General features: G+C 63.7%; 12 protein-coding genes. 4 read left to right on the top strand and 8 right to left on the bottom strand.

Annotation, left to right across the window (positions count from 1 at the left end):
• Window positions 1-291: 291 nt before the first annotated feature.
• Both AXW84_RS22595 and AXW84_RS22590 read left to right on the top strand, forming a co-directional pair.
• Window positions 292-1,689 (top strand): exopolysaccharide biosynthesis polyprenyl glycosylphosphotransferase, encoded by a 1,398-nt coding sequence (locus tag AXW84_RS22595; RefSeq protein ID WP_082774067.1) that lies wholly within the window; start codon window positions 292-294, stop codon window positions 1,687-1,689.
• A gap of 42 nt (window positions 1,690-1,731) precedes the next feature.
• A complete protein-coding gene (locus AXW84_RS22590) occupies window positions 1,732-2,478 on the top strand; it encodes a WecB/TagA/CpsF family glycosyltransferase (protein ID WP_068238677.1) in 747 nt (248 codons plus the stop codon).
• Window positions 2,479-2,558: 80 nt separating this feature from the next.
• On the opposite strand, the gene AXW84_RS22585 is transcribed toward AXW84_RS22590, so the two are convergent.
• The gene (locus AXW84_RS22585; protein WP_157887198.1) at window positions 2,559-5,594 is read right to left on the bottom strand and encodes an Ig-like domain-containing protein; all 3,036 of its coding nucleotides are present in this window, start codon (window positions 5,592-5,594) and stop codon (window positions 2,559-2,561) included.
• A 546-nt stretch (window positions 5,595-6,140) separates the two neighbouring features.
• Here AXW84_RS22585 and AXW84_RS22580 point away from each other — a divergent pair.
• Complete coding sequence (locus AXW84_RS22580; RefSeq protein ID WP_068238673.1) at window positions 6,141-7,115, top strand: polysaccharide deacetylase family protein; 975 nt, start codon at window positions 6,141-6,143, stop codon at window positions 7,113-7,115.
• Window positions 7,116-7,171: 56 nt separating this feature from the next.
• Window positions 7,172-8,374, top strand: coding sequence for a glycosyltransferase family 4 protein (locus AXW84_RS22575; RefSeq protein ID WP_068238671.1), 1,203 nt, complete (start codon window positions 7,172-7,174; stop codon window positions 8,372-8,374).
• Between the two features lie 87 nt (window positions 8,375-8,461).
• Here AXW84_RS22575 and AXW84_RS22570 read toward each other — a convergent pair whose 3' ends face one another.
• The 7 genes from AXW84_RS22570 to AXW84_RS22540 all read right to left on the bottom strand — a co-directional run bounded on the left by AXW84_RS22570 (window position 8,462) and on the right by AXW84_RS22540 (window position 17,036).
• Complete coding sequence (locus AXW84_RS22570; RefSeq protein WP_068238669.1) at window positions 8,462-9,649, bottom strand: glycosyltransferase family 4 protein; 1,188 nt, start codon at window positions 9,647-9,649, stop codon at window positions 8,462-8,464.
• A 7-nt stretch (window positions 9,650-9,656) separates the two neighbouring features.
• Window positions 9,657-10,862, bottom strand: a complete 1,206-nt coding sequence (locus tag AXW84_RS22565) for a hypothetical protein (protein WP_068238667.1) — start codon at window positions 10,860-10,862, stop codon at window positions 9,657-9,659.
• Window positions 10,862-11,701, bottom strand: coding sequence for a glycosyltransferase family 2 protein (locus AXW84_RS22560; RefSeq protein ID WP_068238665.1), 840 nt, complete (start codon window positions 11,699-11,701; stop codon window positions 10,862-10,864). The genes AXW84_RS22565 and AXW84_RS22560 overlap by 1 nt, the downstream gene beginning before the upstream one ends.
• A 34-nt stretch (window positions 11,702-11,735) precedes the next feature.
• Complete coding sequence (locus tag AXW84_RS22555) at window positions 11,736-12,998, bottom strand: glycosyltransferase family 4 protein (RefSeq protein WP_071892449.1); 1,263 nt, start codon at window positions 12,996-12,998, stop codon at window positions 11,736-11,738.
• Window positions 12,995-14,026, bottom strand: coding sequence for a nucleotide-diphospho-sugar transferase (locus AXW84_RS22550; RefSeq protein ID WP_204248405.1), 1,032 nt, complete (start codon window positions 14,024-14,026; stop codon window positions 12,995-12,997). Before AXW84_RS22550 ends, AXW84_RS22555 begins: the two co-directional genes overlap by 4 nt.
• Window positions 14,027-14,273: 247 nt before the next feature.
• Window positions 14,274-15,551 (bottom strand): glycosyltransferase family 4 protein, encoded by a 1,278-nt coding sequence (locus AXW84_RS22545; RefSeq protein ID WP_068238660.1) that lies wholly within the window; start codon window positions 15,549-15,551, stop codon window positions 14,274-14,276.
• Window positions 15,552-15,743: 192 nt separating this feature from the next.
• Window positions 15,744-17,036 (bottom strand): O-antigen ligase family protein, encoded by a 1,293-nt coding sequence (locus AXW84_RS22540; RefSeq protein ID WP_068238658.1) that lies wholly within the window; start codon window positions 17,034-17,036, stop codon window positions 15,744-15,746.
• Window positions 17,037-17,061 lie beyond the last annotated feature (25 nt).

Here is a 17,061-nt window from a genome sequence, read left to right as displayed (position 1 = left end):
TTGGATTAATATCAACAAAATTATATATTAGCTCTCAGTTCGCTACAATCTGCCATAAAACGATAAAATACAGTTTAGCCTAGGAATTAATTCTGTTTTTTAAATATAATTATTTTAATTAAAAATCGTGCGCAACGGGTTGTTTTTATAAAATTTACAATTAGATATGTTTTAAACCATAATTGCCAAGGCTAACGGTGCCTTAGTTCCGTATGTGCCTCTGAAAAGACTCCTGATGGACTGCCACTGGGCACGAAACCATCGATATAACGCTGCCTACTTATCCTGCCCATGATACTTTATGAACGCCGCACGCATGTCAACCAGATGATTCTGCTGGCTGCTGATGTCTTGATTATTTTTGGGGCTTTCCGCTTTATTGAATTCTACCACCGTGGCGACTGGCAATTTAGCGGTGATTACCCGCTATTTTTTGCCGTTTTTGCCCTGTTGTGGTGGATTGTGGCGGGCCAAGTCACCAACCCTACTTCCCTGGACCGGCTCACTACGTACTTGGAGAAATTTTGGGCCCTGGTGCTGGCCTTTCTTATCCACGCAGTGGTGCTCACGGCAGGCATTTTGCTGCTGCGGGTACGGCTGCTGCCCATTCGCTACATCTTGTTGCTGTACAGCGTGGCGGGCGCGGCCGTGGTGAGCGGACGCTTGCTGGTGGCGTTCTTCTACCGTACCTACCGCTACCGGCTGGCCCGGCCCCACAGCCGCTTCGTGATCGTGGGCGCCAGCCGCAGCGGCCGCGAGATGTACCAGTTTCTAACGCTGCACGATCCGGTGGCCAACCAGTTCCTGGGTTTTTTTGCCGACGAGCCAGTAGCGGCCGACCTCCAGCCGCTGGTGCGCGGCGGGCTGGCCGACCTCAAGGAATTCTGCGAGCGGGAACAAGTCGATGAGATGTACTTTGCTCTGCCCCTCAACCAGTCTGACCTGATTTCAGAATTGTCGGCTTTTGCTGATGACCACTTCATGGCCTTCCGCATCGTGCCCGACTTTGAAGGGACGCTGCACAAGGGCGTGGACGTACACTACCACGGCCGGGGCCCCATCCTCACGGTGCGCCGCCACCCACTGGCCTTCCGCACCAATCAGATTGCCAAGCGCGGGTTCGACCTCGTGTTTTCGGGCTTGGTAATCGTGGGCATCTTCCCGATTTTACTGCCCATCCTGGCGCTGTTCATCAAGCTGGATTCGCCGGGCCCCGTGTTCTTCAAACAGATGCGACCCGGCAAGCGCAACAAGCTGTTTCCGTGCTATAAGCTTCGCACGATGCGCACCGACCTGAGCGGCACTGAGTTGCAAGCCACCAAGGGCGACGCCCGCGTGACGCGGGTGGGCCGCTTCCTGCGCTCGTCGAGCCTCGACGAAATTCCGCAGTTCTTCAACGTGTGGCTCGGCCACATGTCGGTGGTGGGGCCCCGGCCCAATATGGTGTCGCAGCTGGAAGAGTACTCCAAGCACATCCACACCTATGCCCAGCGCCACGCTGTAACGCCCGGCATAACGGGCCACGCCCAGGTGAACGGCCACCGCGGCGAAACCCGCGCCGCGGGCGCCATGGAGAAGCGTGTGGAATACGACCTAGAATACGTGGAGAACTGGTCGTTGCTGCTTGATGTGAAAATCATCGGCAAAACGGTGTGGAACATGGTAGCCGGCGAGAAGAATGCTTATTAATTCTTTAAGCTCGCCGGCAGCCTTGCCCTTACCTTAGCACCTATGTTATCGACGCAAACTGTTATTGATTCGGGCATCACCACGGGGCCCTTCGACGAATTCGTGGACCGCATCCTGCGCCTTGGCGCGGCCCGCACCTCGGCCTACGTGTGCTGCGCCAATGTGCACATGGTAGTGGAAGCTCACCGCGACCCAAGCTTCCGTAAGGTGCTAGCCGAGGCCGACCTCGTGACCCCCGACGGGGGCCCTGTGGCCAGCGTGGCCGGGTGGCGCGGCGGCCACCCCCAGGAGCGCGTAGCCGGTATGGACCTGGTACCAGCCCTGCTAGAGGAAGCCGCCCGCCGCGGCCAGTCGGTGTATTTTTACGGCACCACTGACGACGTGCTCGAAGCCATTGTGGTACGGGCCAAGCGCGAGCTGCCCACCCTACGGCTGGTGGGCACCTGCGCCCCGCCCTTCCGGCCCCTCACCCCCGACGAAGAAGCCGCCCACGTGGCTGCCATCAACGCCGCCGACCCGGATTTGCTGTTCGTGGCCCTGGGCTGCCCCCGTCAGGAGCGCTGGATGGCTGCGCACCGCGGCCAGGTAAAAGCCTGCATGCTGGGCGTGGGCCAAGCTTTTCTGGTATACGCAGGTATGGAGCAGCGCCTGCCCGTGTGGGCGCGCCGCCTGTGGCTGGAGTGGGCCTACCGCCTCTGGCTGGAGCCCCGCCGACTGTGGAAGCGCTACCTCGTTACGAACTCGCGGTTTCTCTTTCTATTGGCCCGCACTTCGCTGGCCAAGGGCTGATATTGAACATTTAGAAAGTGGGGGAGGAATTGGGCAACCGCTGTTTCCCAATTCCTCCCCCACTTTCTAAAGTCAGTACCCTAGTGCCGCACCTCTAGGCGCTCCACGAGCGTGGGCTGGCTGCTCTGAATTTGCAGGGCGTAGATGCCGCTAGGCAAGTTTCTGGTATCGAGCACAAACTGGTTGTCGCCGGCCGTGGCCTGCTGCTGCGACCGCGCTATGGGGGCGCCCTGCATGTCGGTCACTACCAACGTAACGGCAGTGGATTGCAGAAAATTTACGGACACTGTAACTTGGTCGTCAGCCGGGTTGGGGAAGAGCGTAGAGCCCGCGGCGAGAGCAATAGCGGCTGCACTGGCCGTTGCACCGGCCGCCGCTGATGCTCCGCTTTGCAGCACCAACTCTACGTCGTCGTAGTAGAACGACTGCCCACCGCTGGCCTTGGAGTAGAAGCCAATTTCGCACTGGCCGTTGCTCACGGTGATGTTCGGCAAGGTGATTTGAACCCACTGCCCGTCGGGGGTATCCGGAACGGCCGCGCTCACTAAATCGCCACCGTAGTTGCTGGCCCTCATTTGGACGGTAGTTTGGCCGCCGCTGCTCTTCACCCACGCCCGTAGCGCGTAAGTACCAGCCGCCAGGTTGCTAATCGTTTGATAGGTATAAACCTCGTATGCCTCGGGGCGGTAATGGGTGCCGTGGTATAGGCCCGAGTGGGCCCCTGGGTACGCCTCGATGTAGCTGGCAAATATCCGGGTAGCGCCAAAGGCCTGGGTGGTCCACTGGCGAGGGTCCCACCGCGGCAGGAGGTCGTCGTCGAAGCTGGCGTTTATCACGGTGTTGGCCCCGGTCGCGGTGGGTTGGAGCACAAATTCCACGTCGTCGAAATACAACCACTGTCCGCCGCTGGCCTTGGAGTAGAAGCCAATTTCGGCCCGACCGCTTACTACGCTGATGTTCGGAATTTGGACTAGCGTCCAGCCGCTCATGCTGGTGCCGAGGTTGGCCACGCGCATGTCGCCGCCGTAGTTGCTAGCGCGCATTTCGGCGCGGGGTTGGCCGCCGCTACTCTTCACCCATGCCCGCAGCGTATAGGTACCGGCTGGCAAGTTGCTGATCGTTTGATAAGTATATACTTCGTATTTGTCTGGGCGGTAGTGGGTACCGTGGTACAAGCCCGCGTGGGGCCCCGGGTAAGCTTCGGTGTAATCGGCGTTGTCGTTGGTACTCGCACCGGTGGCGGTTTGCCAGCCGGCAGGGGCCCCCACGGGCAAGCCGCCGGCCTCAAAGCCCGGGTTGGCCACCAAGTTGGTGCCAGCACCAACCGGCGCCGGCGCTGGGGCAGCCACGGCCACCGACACGGTAGCCGAAGTGGTACTGGCCGCAGCATTGTCGGTTGCCACGGCGGTCAGCGTGTACGTGCCGGCAGCTGCGGGCGTCCAGCTCAGCTGGTAGGGGGCTGCGGTAGCTTCGCCCAGCTTGGTGGCGCCGTTGTAGAATTCTACTTTGACTACCGTGCCGTCGGTATCAGCGGCCGTGGCGCTCAGGGCGACGGCTTGGCCCAGCGTGAGGGCGGAGGGGGCGCTCAGGGCCACGGTGGGCGCGAGGTTGGGCGCGGCGGCTGATTGGGGTGCCAGCGTCACATCGTCAAAATAGATGGCTTGGTTGGCATCGGCTTTGGAGTAAAAACCTATTTCGCACCGGCCGTTGGTCACCGCAACATTGGCCACGGTGAGCAGCACCCAGCCGGCGGCCTTTTCGCCCCCGGGGGTAGCGGCAATATCAGCGGTCAGCACAGGCCCCCCGTAGTTGCTGGCCCGCATCTGGGCGGCGGTTTGGCCCCCGCTGCTTTTCACCCAAGCGCTGAAAGCATAAGTGCCGCTCGGCAAACCACTGACTACTTGGTACGTGTACACTTCGTAAGCTGAATAGCGGTAATGAGTGGCGTGGTAAGTGCCCGTGTGGGCCCCGGCGAACGATTCGGTGTAAATGGATTTGGCGTCGGAGCCGGCGCCGGTTTGCCAGCCGGTGGGCGAGCCAGAGGCGGCGCCGTCTGCTTCAAAACCGGGGTTAACGACCTGGCCGGTGGCCACTACCACCGGCGGGGCCGGGGCAGCGGCGCCCAGGGGCCCCACCACTACGCCGTTCTGTTGCAGCTTTTGGGCCCATAGGGCCCCTTCGTTGTCCTCGGTGGCCAGCGTCACGGGGTTGGGCAGGTGCACCGTACCGGTGCACGCGTCGCAGTTGCCCGGGCTCAGGTCCTGGCGGTCGGGAAAGGGGTTGTTAGCCCCCCACCGCACGAAGCCGATGACGTTGTTCTCGATCCGGTTGTTGAAAAACAGGCTCGCCAGTTGCTGGTAGTAGTTGAATACAGCTGTGGCGGCGTAAGTAGCCTGTAGACGCGAGCCGTCGGGCAGCAGGCCACTGGTTACTAAGCGGTTGTCGTGGTAGTACACGTCGTGGCCGGCGGCAATGTTCATCGCCGCGTTGCAGGTACTCACAAACTGGTTGTGGTCGGCCTCGATGTAGGCCGCGGCCCCGTCCATGGTGCCCGCGTCGCCGTCGGTGGTCAGGCCCGTACCCGTAAACTGGCCGTCGGTGGCTGGAAAAGGGTACGCCCCACGCACGAAGTTGTCGTGCACGTGCACCGGGCTGTCGGCCGTGCCCGAGCTGTTGTACAGATTAATATTGTCCTCCACCAAGCTCTGATTGGGCGCATTGATGACCTCGTTGTAGGCCACGTCGACGCCGGCCAGGTGTTGCACCGTGTTCAAAATCAGGAAGCTGCTGCGGGCGCTGCCGCCGTTGCGCCAGCGCCCGTCGATGTTGCGCACCCGGTTATAGCGCACCGTCAGGGTTTGGCCGCCCCCCCCCGTGCCGCTCCAGCGGTTCACCACGATGCCGCTGGTTTGCACCAACTCGTTGTGTTCCACCACCAAGCGCTGAGCTCGGTACGAATCGATGAAACGGCCAGGGGCTTGGTTGTCCACGCTCGGGGCCAGGCCCTGACCGCGGCAGTTGCGCACGGTCAGGTTGGCGCCCTCACCGGCCTGAATCAGGTTGCCCGCCCCAGCCAGGCTGCACCCGTCGAGCACGACGGGTTCGTTGGTATTCACCAGCACGGCCGGCTGCCCGGAGGTGTTGCTGCGGTAATTGCCGGTGTAGGTACCACCTTTGGTTATTACAATTGGATCAGCGTAAGTTACCGTTTGGGCCTGCGCCGAAATAAGGGGCAGGCCTGCAGCAGCGAACAGTAAAAAAGCCTTCGTACTGGCTGTAAGCGCGCGTTTACGAGAGGATGCAGCGATGGTCTTGTCAATTTTTAACATCAAGGTGACAGAAATGTGAATTTCCGATTTAATTAAAAATATTATAAAACATAAAAAAGCCTGAGGCAAAGATATACAATTATTTCGTTCGTAAACACTTGAGCCAAAATTATATAACTTGCACTTTTCTGCAAACGATTGCGATTTTATAGTCATATAAATAGTGGAAAAATTCAATGTGTATGAATTATTAGCCGACGAGGTTCTGGGAAAGCCAATACCCTGCTCAGGCCTGAAAGGCGACTATGGCAATGGCTGCCATTATCCGGTAACGGGCTTACTTTTACGACATAACGACGTGCTTTTCGTCTCCACCGCTCCCCGCAAACAGTGATGGCCTTTGCCTGGAGGAGTGCCCTCGACCGCCTCGACGAACGACTTGCCCTGGCCCGCCTGGCCGCGGGCCCCGAGCGGCCGGCGCTGCTGGCGTTCATGTTTCACGTATTGTTCGAGGACGAGGCCGCGATGAACCGGCACGAGGTCGACCCGCAGCAGCGCATCACCGTGCGGGTATTCGAGCAATTCGTGGCCTACTTTGTGGCGCACGGCTATACGTTCGTTGCGCCGGCCGACGTGCTGCGCGGCCTCGACCCCGCGGGCAAGTACGCCCTGCTTACCTTCGACGACGGCTACTATAACAACCGCCTGGCGTTGCCCATCTTGCAGCGCTACGGCGTGCCGGCCACGTTCTTCATTTCCACCCACCACGTGGAAGCGGGCCAGGCGTTTTGGTGGGACGCGGTGTACCGCCACCGGCACCGGCACCCCCTGCCCCCCGCCGCGCAGCAGGCCGAGTACGCCCACCTTAAGCAGCTGCGCCACCCGGAAGTCGACCACTATTTGGTGGACCACTTTGGCGCAGGGGCCCTGCAACCAGTGGGCGACCTCGACCGGCCGTTCACGCCCACCGAGCTGCAGGAATTTGCCCGCGCGCCGGAGGTAATCCTCGGCAACCATACCCACCACCACGCCGTGCTGACCAACTACGCCCCGGCGGCGGCCAAGTACGAACTGGCGGCGTGCCAGCAGGCACTGGTGCGGCTCGTGGGGGCCCCGGCCAGTGCCGTGGCATACCCCAACGGCAATGCATCGGCGGCGGTGCGGGCGGCGGCCGTGGGCGCGGGCCTGCACCTAGGGGCTACCGTGCAGGCCGGCAAAAACTACCTACCTTTTGACCGCTACGGCGTAGACGTGCTGCTACTTAACCGCTTCCTGCTGTGGGGCGACCAGGACGTGGCGCGACAGTGCGCTTTATTCCGCACCGACTTCCACCTGAAGCAACTGCTTCGTTTCTGGCGGCGGGCTTAGCTACCCACAGCTATTGTTCTACCTCGATTATCCTGTTTTCCCAATTACCTATTCCCGTGAAGATCCTTTGGCTTGCGCCGTACCCGCACCCGCTCGATACCCAGGCCCACCCCGTGCCGTGGGTGGGGGCCCTGGCTGACTTGCTGAAGCTGGAGCCGGGGGTGGAGCTAACCATTCTGAACTGGACGCACCGCCTCGCCACGCCCGTTGACAAGTTTGAGCGCGACGGTATTCGATTTATTTATTTGAAAACGCCGTCGGTACGGGACGACATCCTCACCCTTTACCGGCGGCGCATTGCCTTAGTAAAGAGATATTTGCAAATCCATTGCCGCGAATATGACCTACTGCACCTGTACGGCTCGGAGCTACAATTGCCGGCCATGACGGCCGGCTTGCCCGTGCCCCAGTTGCTGACGGTGCAGGGCCTGGTGTCGCAGTACCCACGCTTCGTGCCGGGCGTGGTGTCGTGGCTGAAGGTGCTGTGGACGCTGGCCGGCCGCTACGAGCGCCGCTACCTGCCCGCCATCCACCATTTCTCGTGCCGCACGCACTGGGACCAAGCCCTGGTGCAAAAGCTTAGCCCGGGGTGCACCGTGCACCACAACTGGGAGGTCATCCGGCCCGCGTTTTTTCGGGCCCCGGGGCCCCGGCCGACGGGCCGGCCGCAAGTGGTGTTCATGGGGGGCACCCAGGTAATGAAAGGCTTCCGCGAGGTGCTGGCTGCATTCGACCTGCTACGCCAGCAGCTTGATGTGCAGCTCGTTATTGCGGGAGCTGCCGACGCGGCCACGGTGCAGGCGGCGGTAGCGGGGCTATGCCATATTGGGCCAGCCGACGTGGTGTGCCCCGGGGTGCTGGGGGCCCCGGCGCTGGCCCAACTCTTTGCCGAATCGGTGTGCTTGCTGCACCCGTCCTACGTCGACAACAGCCCCAACAGCGTGTGCGAGGCCCAGGTGGCGGGCCTGCCGGTGGTAGCATCCGACGTGGGTGGCGTCCGCTCGCTCGTCGAGGACGAAGTAACGGGCTTGCTGTGCACGTTGGCCCCGGCCAGCATTGCCGCCCAGGCCCTGCGCCTGCTCAGCGACGGGGCCCTGCGCCAGCGCCTGGCCACCCACGCCGCCACCGTGGCCCGCGAGCGCCACGACCCAGCTACCATTGTAAACCGCACGCTGGCCATTTACCGAGCAGTGCTGCGCGATTTTCACAAGCACCCGGCTGCTAAAGCGAAACAGCTGCCCAGCAAGGCACTATCATAGAAAACCGGGGTAGCAATTGGCAGTTGCTTATTGTCAGTTATCGGCAATTATTAATCTAGTAGCTGATCACCAGCACCTAACAACTCACTAAGCGGTTGCCGGCTGTGCGTACAAGGCCAAGTATTGGTCAGCTATTTTGCCCAGTGGGAACCGCTCGGCCACGATGGCTACGGCCCGGGTGGATACCTGCTCGTACAGGGCCCCATCGGAGAGCAGGCGGTTCACGGCTCCGGCAATGGCTTCTACGCTGGTGACGTCGACCAGCAGGCCGCCGTCTTCTACCACCCACGGCACGGCACCGCTGTCCTGGCCGGCCACCACGGGCACGCCGTAGGCCATGGCCTCGACGAGCACCATGCCGAACGATTCTTCGAGCGAAGTGTGCAGCACAAGTGTGCTGGCGGCGATTTTCTTTAGCACTTCCTCGTGGGGCGTGGGGCCCCAGAAGACCACGTTTTGCACGTCGTGCTGGCGGCAGAACGCCTCGGCTTCCTCGCCCGGCACGAAGGCTGTGCCCATGGCCCAAAGCACGGCCGCCGGGTGCCGCTGCTGCACGGCCCGGAAGGCCAGCAGGGCGTTTTTGCTGTTTTTGCGGTCGTCCCAGCCATTTACCACCGTGCTGAGCACGGGCCGGTCAAGGGGCGCTTTTACCAGGCTGGCGCGACCGGGGATGACCACTGGGTTGGGCACCACGGCCACCGGGGCCTTCGTCCAGGGCTGCACGGTGGCGGCCATGTACGGCGACACGGCCGTGAAGCGGTGGCCCTTGCGGAACACGTAGCGCGCCATTACCAAGTGAAACAGGCGGTTGAGAGTGCGTACGTACTCAAAAATGATGCGGGCGTTGTCGTGCACCGTCACCAGCGTTTGCGGGTCGTAGGCCAGGCCAGCCAGGGCAAATTCGTAGGTCCAGTGGGCGTGCACTACTTCGGGGCGGAAGCGCCGGAGCTGGGCCAGCATCTGCTGGCGCTCGAACCAGAAAAAATCGGCGGTGCGGCCCAGGCGCCGGCCGTTCAGGCGGAAGGTGCGGCTGCGAGCGGGCACCACCACGTAGGTCAGGTTAGGGCCCTCGTGCACAAAGGGCGGGTCGTCGTCGCCCAGCTGGTCGTCGAGGGTGATGGCCACCACCCGGTGCCCGCGGGCCACGTACTCGCGGATAAGGTTGCTAATCAGCGGGGCCCCTTCGCGGCCTTTGGGGTACGAGCGGGCAGCATCCCGCTCCGCAGAGGGCAGCAGGTCGTTGGTGGCAATGGGGGCTAGAACGCCGATGTACATCAGGGAGTTATTTAGAAACTGAACCGGCCCGCACCAGCTGGGGCCCCACTGCTATGCCGGCTTTGTGCAGCTTTTGCTGCCAACTGCGCCACTCGCCTTCCTCCGTTACCCAGCCGATGGGGCCGGGCAAATGCTCGGTCCCGGTGCAGGGCGCGCAGGCCCCCGGGCTCAAGTCCTGGCGGTCGGGCGTGGGGTCGGTGCCGCCCCACTTTACGTAGCCCACGGCGTTGCGGGCCACGCGGTGGCCAAAAAACACGGTTTCGGGCTGGTGGTAGAAGTTGAACACGCCGAGCCCGGCGTGGGCGGCGTTGAAGCGCACGCCGTCGGGCAGGTAGCCAGCGGTCACGGCCCGGTTGTCGTGGAAGTAGATGTCGTGGCCGGCGGCAATGTTCATGGCCGCGTTGCCGGTGGCCACAAACTGGTTGTGGTCGGCCTCCACGAAAGCCGTGGCGCCGTCCGCCGTTTTGGCATTGCCGTCGGTGGTCAGGCCCGAGCCCGTGAACTGGCTAGCCGCAGCCGGAAACGGGTAAGCGCCGCGCACAAAATTGTCGTGCACCCGCAATGGGCTGGCCGCCGTGCCCGACGAGTTATACAGGTTGATGTTGTCTTCCACCAAACTTTGGTTGGGCGCGTTCACCACCTCGTTGTAGGCGATTTCGACGCCGGGCACATGCTGCACCGTGTTCAAAATCAAGAAGCTGCAATGGGTGCTGCCGGTGTTGTTGCGCCAGCGGCCGTCCACGTCGCGCACCAGGTTGTAGCGCACCGTCAGGGTTTGGCCGGGGCCCCCGGTGCCGCTCCAGCGGTTCACCACGATGCCGCTGGTTTGCACGAAGGCGTTGTGCTCCACTACCAGGCGGCGCGGGCGGTAGGCGTCGAGGAAGCGGCCGGGGGCCTGCTTGTCGGCGGTGGGCGGCAGGCCGCGGCCGCGGCAGTTGCGCACAGTTAGGTCGGCACCCTCGCCGGCTTCGATAAGGTTGCCGGGGCCCGTCAGCGCGCAGCCGTCGAGCACCACGGGCTCGGTGGTGGCCACGCGCACGCAGGCCGTGCCCGAGGCCGTGCTGGCGTACGCACCCGAGTAGGTGCCGCCCTTGGTGATAACGAGCGTGGCGTCGCCAGTGGCGTGGTGGCTGGCGCAAGCTGCCACGCCGGGGCCCCCGGCCAGCAGAGCCAGCCACAGCCAGCGGGCGGCGCGTTGCGCAAGGGCGCGCATTAGTGCAGAAAGTAACCCACCAGCCGGCGCGCGTAGCCGTTCAGCAGGAAGTACGGCAGGTAGGGCTTGGGACAATTCTTGAGAGCGAAGTGAGTGAAATTGACCATGTTGCCCCCGCCGCGGATACCGAACAGGTGTTGGTAATATCCTTTTACGCTGCGGTGCTTGCGGGTGAGGGTTTGGCCGCTTTCCTCAGGGTAGGTGCTGAGTTGGGCGGCGTAGTTGCAGAACACGGGGAAGCCGGCACGGCGCGCCACGCTGGTGTAGTCGAAGTCAGCCAAATAGTGCGGCAGGCGCTTCTCGTCAAACAGGCCTATTTTGTCAATCACGGCCTTGGGAATGAGCAGGCCGCGCCCGGGCAGGTACGTGACGGGGTGCAGGCCGGTGCGCAGGCCGGCGGGCAGCTCATCTAGCAGGTCGTGGCGGGTATTGGTTTTGAAATCAAGCCGCTCGCCGGCGTAAATCACCTCGCCGGTGGCGGCGTCGAACTCCAGGGCCCCCAGCACGGCGGTGGGGTTCTGGGCGGCGGCGGCTAGCATTTCGGCCACGAAGGTGGGAGCGGCCACCACGTCGTTGTTCAGGGTGAGCACGCGGGTGGCGCCCAGGGCCAGGGCCCGGCGAATGCCCAGGTTCACGCCGGCCGTCCAGAACAGGTTGCCATCGCCGGTTACCACTTCCACTTCGGGAAATTCCTGGGCCAGGGCGGCGGCCGTTTCGTCGGTCGAGCCGTCGTCGACCACCACCGTACGAAAGTCCTGGTTGGTTTGCGCGCGCAGCGATACCAGGCAGTCGCGGGTGTAGCGCCAGCGGTTAAAAACGGGGATAATGATGTAGAGCATAGCAACGATTAAAGTTAAGAACTTGGGCCGCTCCCTACTTGTACAGGGCCTTGGCGGGCATGGGCGAAGCATCCAGCAGGCCGCTGGCGAGCCGCTGCATCTGGTGTCCCCGCGCGTCCCAGGTTTGGGTGCAGGCGAAGGCGTAGCCGGCGCGGCCCATGGCCACGCGCGCGGCCGGGTGGTCGTAGCAATATTCGACGGCGCGGGCCAGGGCCGCCACGGTTTCGGCGGGCGTGTCCACGGGGGCTTTAATGGCGGCGGCCCGCGGAATAAAATCGTGCGCGCCCTGGTGGTCGAGCGTAATGATGGGCAGCCCGGCGCCCATGGCCTCCAGCAGCTGCGTGGCAAACGAGTCGCGCAGGCTGGCGAACAGGAACACGTCGTGCGTTAAAAAGGCGTCGCGCACTTCCGGCCAGGGCAGCGTGCCGCGCCACGTCGCGCGGTCCGTCAGGCCGTGCTGGGCCAGCAGGGCGGGCAGCTGGGGCCCCAGCACGCCGTCGCCCACGATGGTGAGGTGGAACGGCACCCGCGGGGCCACCCGCGCCAGGGCTTCGAGCACCAGCGGCAGGGCCTTGCGCGTGACGAGCCGCCCCAGCCACAGCAGCCGCAGCACGGGCGCCGCGGCCCGCTCCGGAAACGCGGCGGGCAGGTAGCCGGCCGGCAGCCCCGAGTCCAGAAACATTTCGACCCGGGGCGCACCCAGGCGGCGGACCTCGGTAGCGGTTTCCGTGTTGGTGGCCAGCACTAGCGCGGCCCGGCGCAAGCTTTGCCGCACGTTGTGGTCGCAGGCAGTCAGCAACTGACTGATGGCGTTGCGCAGCGTTTCGGTCTTGAACCAGTCGGGCACGTAGCGCCGGAACGCCGCCGGGGCCCGCTGGCCACCGCCCAGGGGCCCCACCACCAGGGGCCGGCCCAGGCGCCAGAGCCAAGTAGCCATTTGCAAGCTACTATATGTGGCGTGGTGCACCAAGTCGAACCCCTCGGGCGGGGCCAACTGCCGCGCCGTGCGCCAGGCCAGGTACTGCCACACCATGTAATGCACATATACCCCGAACTGCCAGCGGTAGAGGTACTCCACCCAACCCGGCACGGCCACGTACACCAGGTGCAAACGGGCGCGCTCGGCCGGCGACAGGTGCTGGACGAGGTACGCCTCCAGGTCGGCGCGGCCGTTGGGCGTGGTTAGGCACCACACCTCGTGGCCGAGCTGCCGCCACTGCTGCATCCAATTGAAGCCGTTGCCTTCTTCGCCGCCCCGGTTGGGGGCGCAAGCGTAAGCCGAGAGAAGCAGCCTCATGACTGGGCGGGCTTAGCCGGCTGGGAGAGGACCGGCTTGGCGGCTTGCTTGGGGCTCTGGAGGCCGGCGGCCACTGGCTTTTGACCCGCAAACACGCGGCGCACCATGGCTGCCAGCCGGCTTCGGAAGAACTCGTTGAAGCGGCGGTTGTCGCGGCGGCGGTCCTGGGCCACTTGGGCGGGGTGGCGCAGCGGAAAGGCGAGGTCGCGCGCTGGCAAGTCGCCCAGCACGTCGCCGCCGTCGTGGGTGTGCGTCGAGTCGTTGCCGAAGCCAATGTTGCCCACCAGGTTCACGGCCGGCACGATGTAGAGGCCCTGGTGGCGGGCAATGGTGTACTCCCACTGGTAGTCCCACACGTCGGGCGGCTGGGGCAGGGCCAGCACGCCGGCCATTTTGCCCAGCCGGTAGCGCTTCTCCAAAGGCCCCGTGAAGGTGCCGTTCAGGGCCCCCGAGTCCGCCACAGCGCGGAAGTCGGTGAGGTGGTAGTCGTAGAGCTGCCAGGCGCGCCGCCAAGTGGCCCAACCCCAACTATTGCGCTGCGTCGAGAAGTAATACGACGGCTCACCGGGGCTCAAGGGCCCCTGGGCCTCCGAGCCGAAGTTGTTGCCACCGATGTGCATCACCCGTGTTTCGTCGCGGTAGCGGGCCAGCAGCTCCTGGCAAAACGGGAAGAAGCTGGGGGCCGGCACGCAATCGTCTTCTAGGATGATACCCTCGGCTTCGTGCTCAAAAAACCAATTCATGGCCGTGACCGGGGCCAAGCCGCAGTTCAGGTTTTGCTCCTGAAACAACGTGAATACTTCGCAGGGCCAGTCCACTTCCTGCACCACGGCGCGGGTTTCGGCGCAGCGCACGGCGTCGGTGGGGTGGCCGGGGCGGGGGCCATCGGCGGCTACGTACAGGCGGGTGGGCCGGGCCCGGCGAATAGTGTCGAACACGCGCCGGGTGGTGCCGGGCCGGCTGAACACCATCAGCAGAACCGGTGTATCGAGGGCCCCGGCGGGCACAGAGGAAAGGGATTGAGGCATAACGTAGCCGTTGGGGTTCAAACGGCTTATACGGTAAAAATCGCGGGGCTGCCGCCGCCGGGCATTGGCGGGAGCGGGCTGCCCCATCGGGCAGGCAAACGGCGCCGCCGCTGATAGGTTTACGGTACAAGGAGGCGTTCGGATGGCCCCGCGCTTTTGCCAGGGCCCGCATTGGCCAGCCGGCGCGTCGGCGGCCAGCAACTCGCTTTAGGAATAAAGCGGGATGCCAGCCAACCAACGCAACCGCCTACGAATGCGCCATCACTGGTCCCGCAGCGCCGGCCGCGGCCGGCACCAGCGGGGCCCCCAGCGCTTGGCCGACCAATTGTTGCATCTGGTGTCCCCGCGCGTCCCAGGTTTGGGTGCAGGCGAAGGCGTAGCCGGCGCGGCCCATGGCCACGCGCGCGGCCGGGTGGTCGTAGCAATATTCGACGGCGCGGGCCAGGGCCGCCACGGTTTCGGCGGGCGTGTCCACGGGGGCTTTAATGGCGGCGGCCCGCGGAATAAAATCGTGCGCGCCCTGGTGGTCGAGCGTAATGATGGGCAGCCCGGCGCCCATGGCCTCCAGCAGCTGCGTGGCAAACGAGTCGCGCAGGCTGGCGAACAGGAACACGTCGTGCGTTAAAAAGGCGTCGCGCACTTCCGGCCAGGGCAGCGTGCCGCGCCACGTCGCGCGGTCCGTCAGGCCGTGCTGGGCCAGCAGGGCGGGCAGCTGGGGCCCCAGCACGCCGTCGCCCACGATGGTGAGGTGGAACGGCACCCGCGGGGCCACCCGCGCCAGGGCTTCGAGCACCAGCGGCAGGGCCTTGCGCGTGACGAGCCGCCCCAGCCACAGCAGCCGCAGCACGGGCGCCGCGGCCCGCTCCGGAAACGCGGCGGGCAGGTAGCCGGCCGGCAGCCCCGAGTCCAGAAACATCTCCACGCGCGGCGCACCCAGGCGGGCAATTTCGGTAGCGGTTTCCGTGTTGGTGGCAAAAGCCAGCGCAGAATGGCGCAGGCTTTGCCGCACGTTGGGGTCAAACGCGGTGAGCAGCCCGCCGATGACGTTGCGCAGCGTTTCGGTCTTGAACCAGTCGGGCACGTAGCGCCGGAACGCCGCCGGGGCCCGCTGGCCGCCGCCCAGGGGCCCCACCACCAGGGGCCGGCCCAGGCGCCAGAGCCAGGTGGCCATTTGCAAGCTACTATATGTGGCGTGGTGCACCAAGTCGAACCCCTCGGGCGGGGCCAACTGCCGCGCCGTGCGCCAGGCCAGGTACTGCCACACCATGTAATGCACATATACCCCAAACTGCCAGCGGTAGAGGTACTCCACCCAGGCCGGCACCGCGAGGTACACCAGGTGCAGGCGCGCCGGGTTGGCCGGGTGCTCCGCCAGGTAGGCGGTCAGGTCGGCGCGGCCGTTGGGCGTGGTCAGGCACCACACCTCGTGGCCCTGCGCGTACCATTGCTGCATCCAGTTGAATCCGAAGCCTTCCTCTCCGCCTTTGGTGGGGTTGCAGGCGTAGGCCGATACCAGCACATTCATGGCGCCAGCAGGGCCCCAGGCCGTTTAACAGCCCGAAATTCCACTGATTGCGCAGCGCCTACAATCAAGGACCGCCGAAAGCGGCGCGGTAGCCGCGAAGCCACCGGCCAGAATAGCGTTTGTTTCATCTTATGCGTAGCCAGCCGAGAGTGACGGCTGCTATAGCAAAGATGAAGTTAATAGCCTGAACAATCAAGCATTCGCATAAGTACTTATTTCTTCGGCTGGCCCTTCTGCCAGCGCCTGTGCTGGGTAGCCGAGGGTAGGCGGCTCGGGCTCACCCAGGGCGGCCAGCAACAGGCCCAGCAGGCCAAAGTGGTAGGTCGACCAATCGTAAGAGGCCGAGAACACCAGCAGGCAGCCGAAATAGGCAATCAACAGGGCCGTGTCGGGCCGCATGGGGCCCCGCTGGAATAGGCGCTGCACCACGCGCACGATGGGCACGAGCAGCACCACTACGATGCCGATAATGCCGAAATAAAAGGCGCGGTCAAGGTAGAAATTGTGGAAGTGGTGGCCCGTGCGGTCAGCCCACATCGGCTGGTCGTTACTGGGGTCGTAGAACTGCATGGGCACCTCAAAGCCTTCGAGGCGCCAGCCAGCCAGCGGGCGCTCCTGCACCAGCGGCATGTACGATTCAATCTGTTTGAGGCGCCAGCTGCCGGTGCCCTGCTTGTCGGCGTTGGCCATGTCGTCCATGCTGGTTTGTAGGCGGCTCACCACTTCGGGGTTGTTCAGCACCAGCGCCGTAGCCCCCAGCGAACCCAATATACCGGGCAGCACCACCAGCATAATCAATTTCGGAAACGAGAACCGCACCCCCGGCGTGCGGCGCAGCAGCAGCAGGTCGAGCGGAATGGCCACGGCCGTGGCAATCCACACCGAGCGGTGCTGGAGAAAGATGATGAGCGGCAGGCAGAAAAAGAAAAAGCCCAGCACCAGCAGCCCGCCGTGGGTGAGGTAACGGTTGAGGCAGTAAAGCGCGATGGGCACAAACAGGTAGGCCGACGACGACCCAAACCCCCGCTCGTTTTCGGCGAAGGCCGTGAAGCTGAGCGAGTCGCGGTGAAACACCAGCAGGTTGGCCAGCAGCACGAACGTGAGCACGCCGATGACCTGGCCCATTGAGGGCAGCCCAAAGCGCCGGTGAAAGGCGTAAATTCCGAACATAATCAGCAGCATGAACAGCTTGCTGAACACGTGCGGGTACACCATCCAGGAGCCGTGGCCGGCGTACGACTCCAGCATTAGCCCGCCGATGGCAGCCAGCACCACCCACATCCAGTTGCGGATCATGGGCTCCATGTAGCGCCCGTATAGCACCATGGCCCCAAACGAGGCCGCAAACAGCGCGTAGGTATACAGCTTGACGCCGTCCGGCTCTTGGTCGACCTGGGGTCCGTAGATAAATTCCCAAAACGCCGCGTTGGTGGCCAGCACGGCTACCAGGGGCAGAATCAGGAGGAAATTCAGACGGATTTTCATAGAATAACAGTAAAGAAGGCCCGGG

Source organism: Hymenobacter sp. PAMC 26628, from assembly GCF_001562275.1.
GTDB lineage: Bacteria > Bacteroidota > Bacteroidia > Cytophagales > Hymenobacteraceae > Hymenobacter.
This window is presented reverse-complemented; position numbering and strand designations above follow the sequence as displayed.

Bases quoted from the DNA above. Each gene is read 5' to 3' on its own strand.
- AXW84_RS22570 (WP_068238669.1), bottom strand. From the start codon at position 9,649: ATGTACATCGGCGTTCTAGCCCCCATTGCCACCAACGACCTGCTGCCC.
- AXW84_RS22565 (WP_068238667.1), bottom strand. From the start codon at position 10,862: ATGCGCGCCCTTGCGCAACGCGCCGCCCGCTGGCTGTGGCTGGCTCTG.
- AXW84_RS22545 (WP_068238660.1), bottom strand. From the start codon at position 15,551: ATGAATGTGCTGGTATCGGCCTACGCCTGCAACCCCACCAAAGGCGGA.
- AXW84_RS22550 (WP_204248405.1), bottom strand. From the start codon at position 14,026: ATGCCTCAATCCCTTTCCTCTGTGCCCGCCGGGGCCCTCGATACACCG.
- AXW84_RS22555 (WP_071892449.1), bottom strand. From the start codon at position 12,998: ATGAGGCTGCTTCTCTCGGCTTACGCTTGCGCCCCCAACCGGGGCGGC.
- AXW84_RS22540 (WP_068238658.1), bottom strand. From the start codon at position 17,036: ATGAAAATCCGTCTGAATTTCCTCCTGATTCTGCCCCTGGTAGCCGTG.
- AXW84_RS22590 (WP_068238677.1), top strand. From the start codon at position 1,732: ATGTTATCGACGCAAACTGTTATTGATTCGGGCATCACCACGGGGCCC.
- AXW84_RS22580 (WP_068238673.1), top strand. From the start codon at position 6,141: ATGGCCTTTGCCTGGAGGAGTGCCCTCGACCGCCTCGACGAACGACTT.
- AXW84_RS22560 (WP_068238665.1), bottom strand. From the start codon at position 11,701: ATGCTCTACATCATTATCCCCGTTTTTAACCGCTGGCGCTACACCCGC.
- AXW84_RS22595 (WP_082774067.1), top strand. From the start codon at position 292: ATGATACTTTATGAACGCCGCACGCATGTCAACCAGATGATTCTGCTG.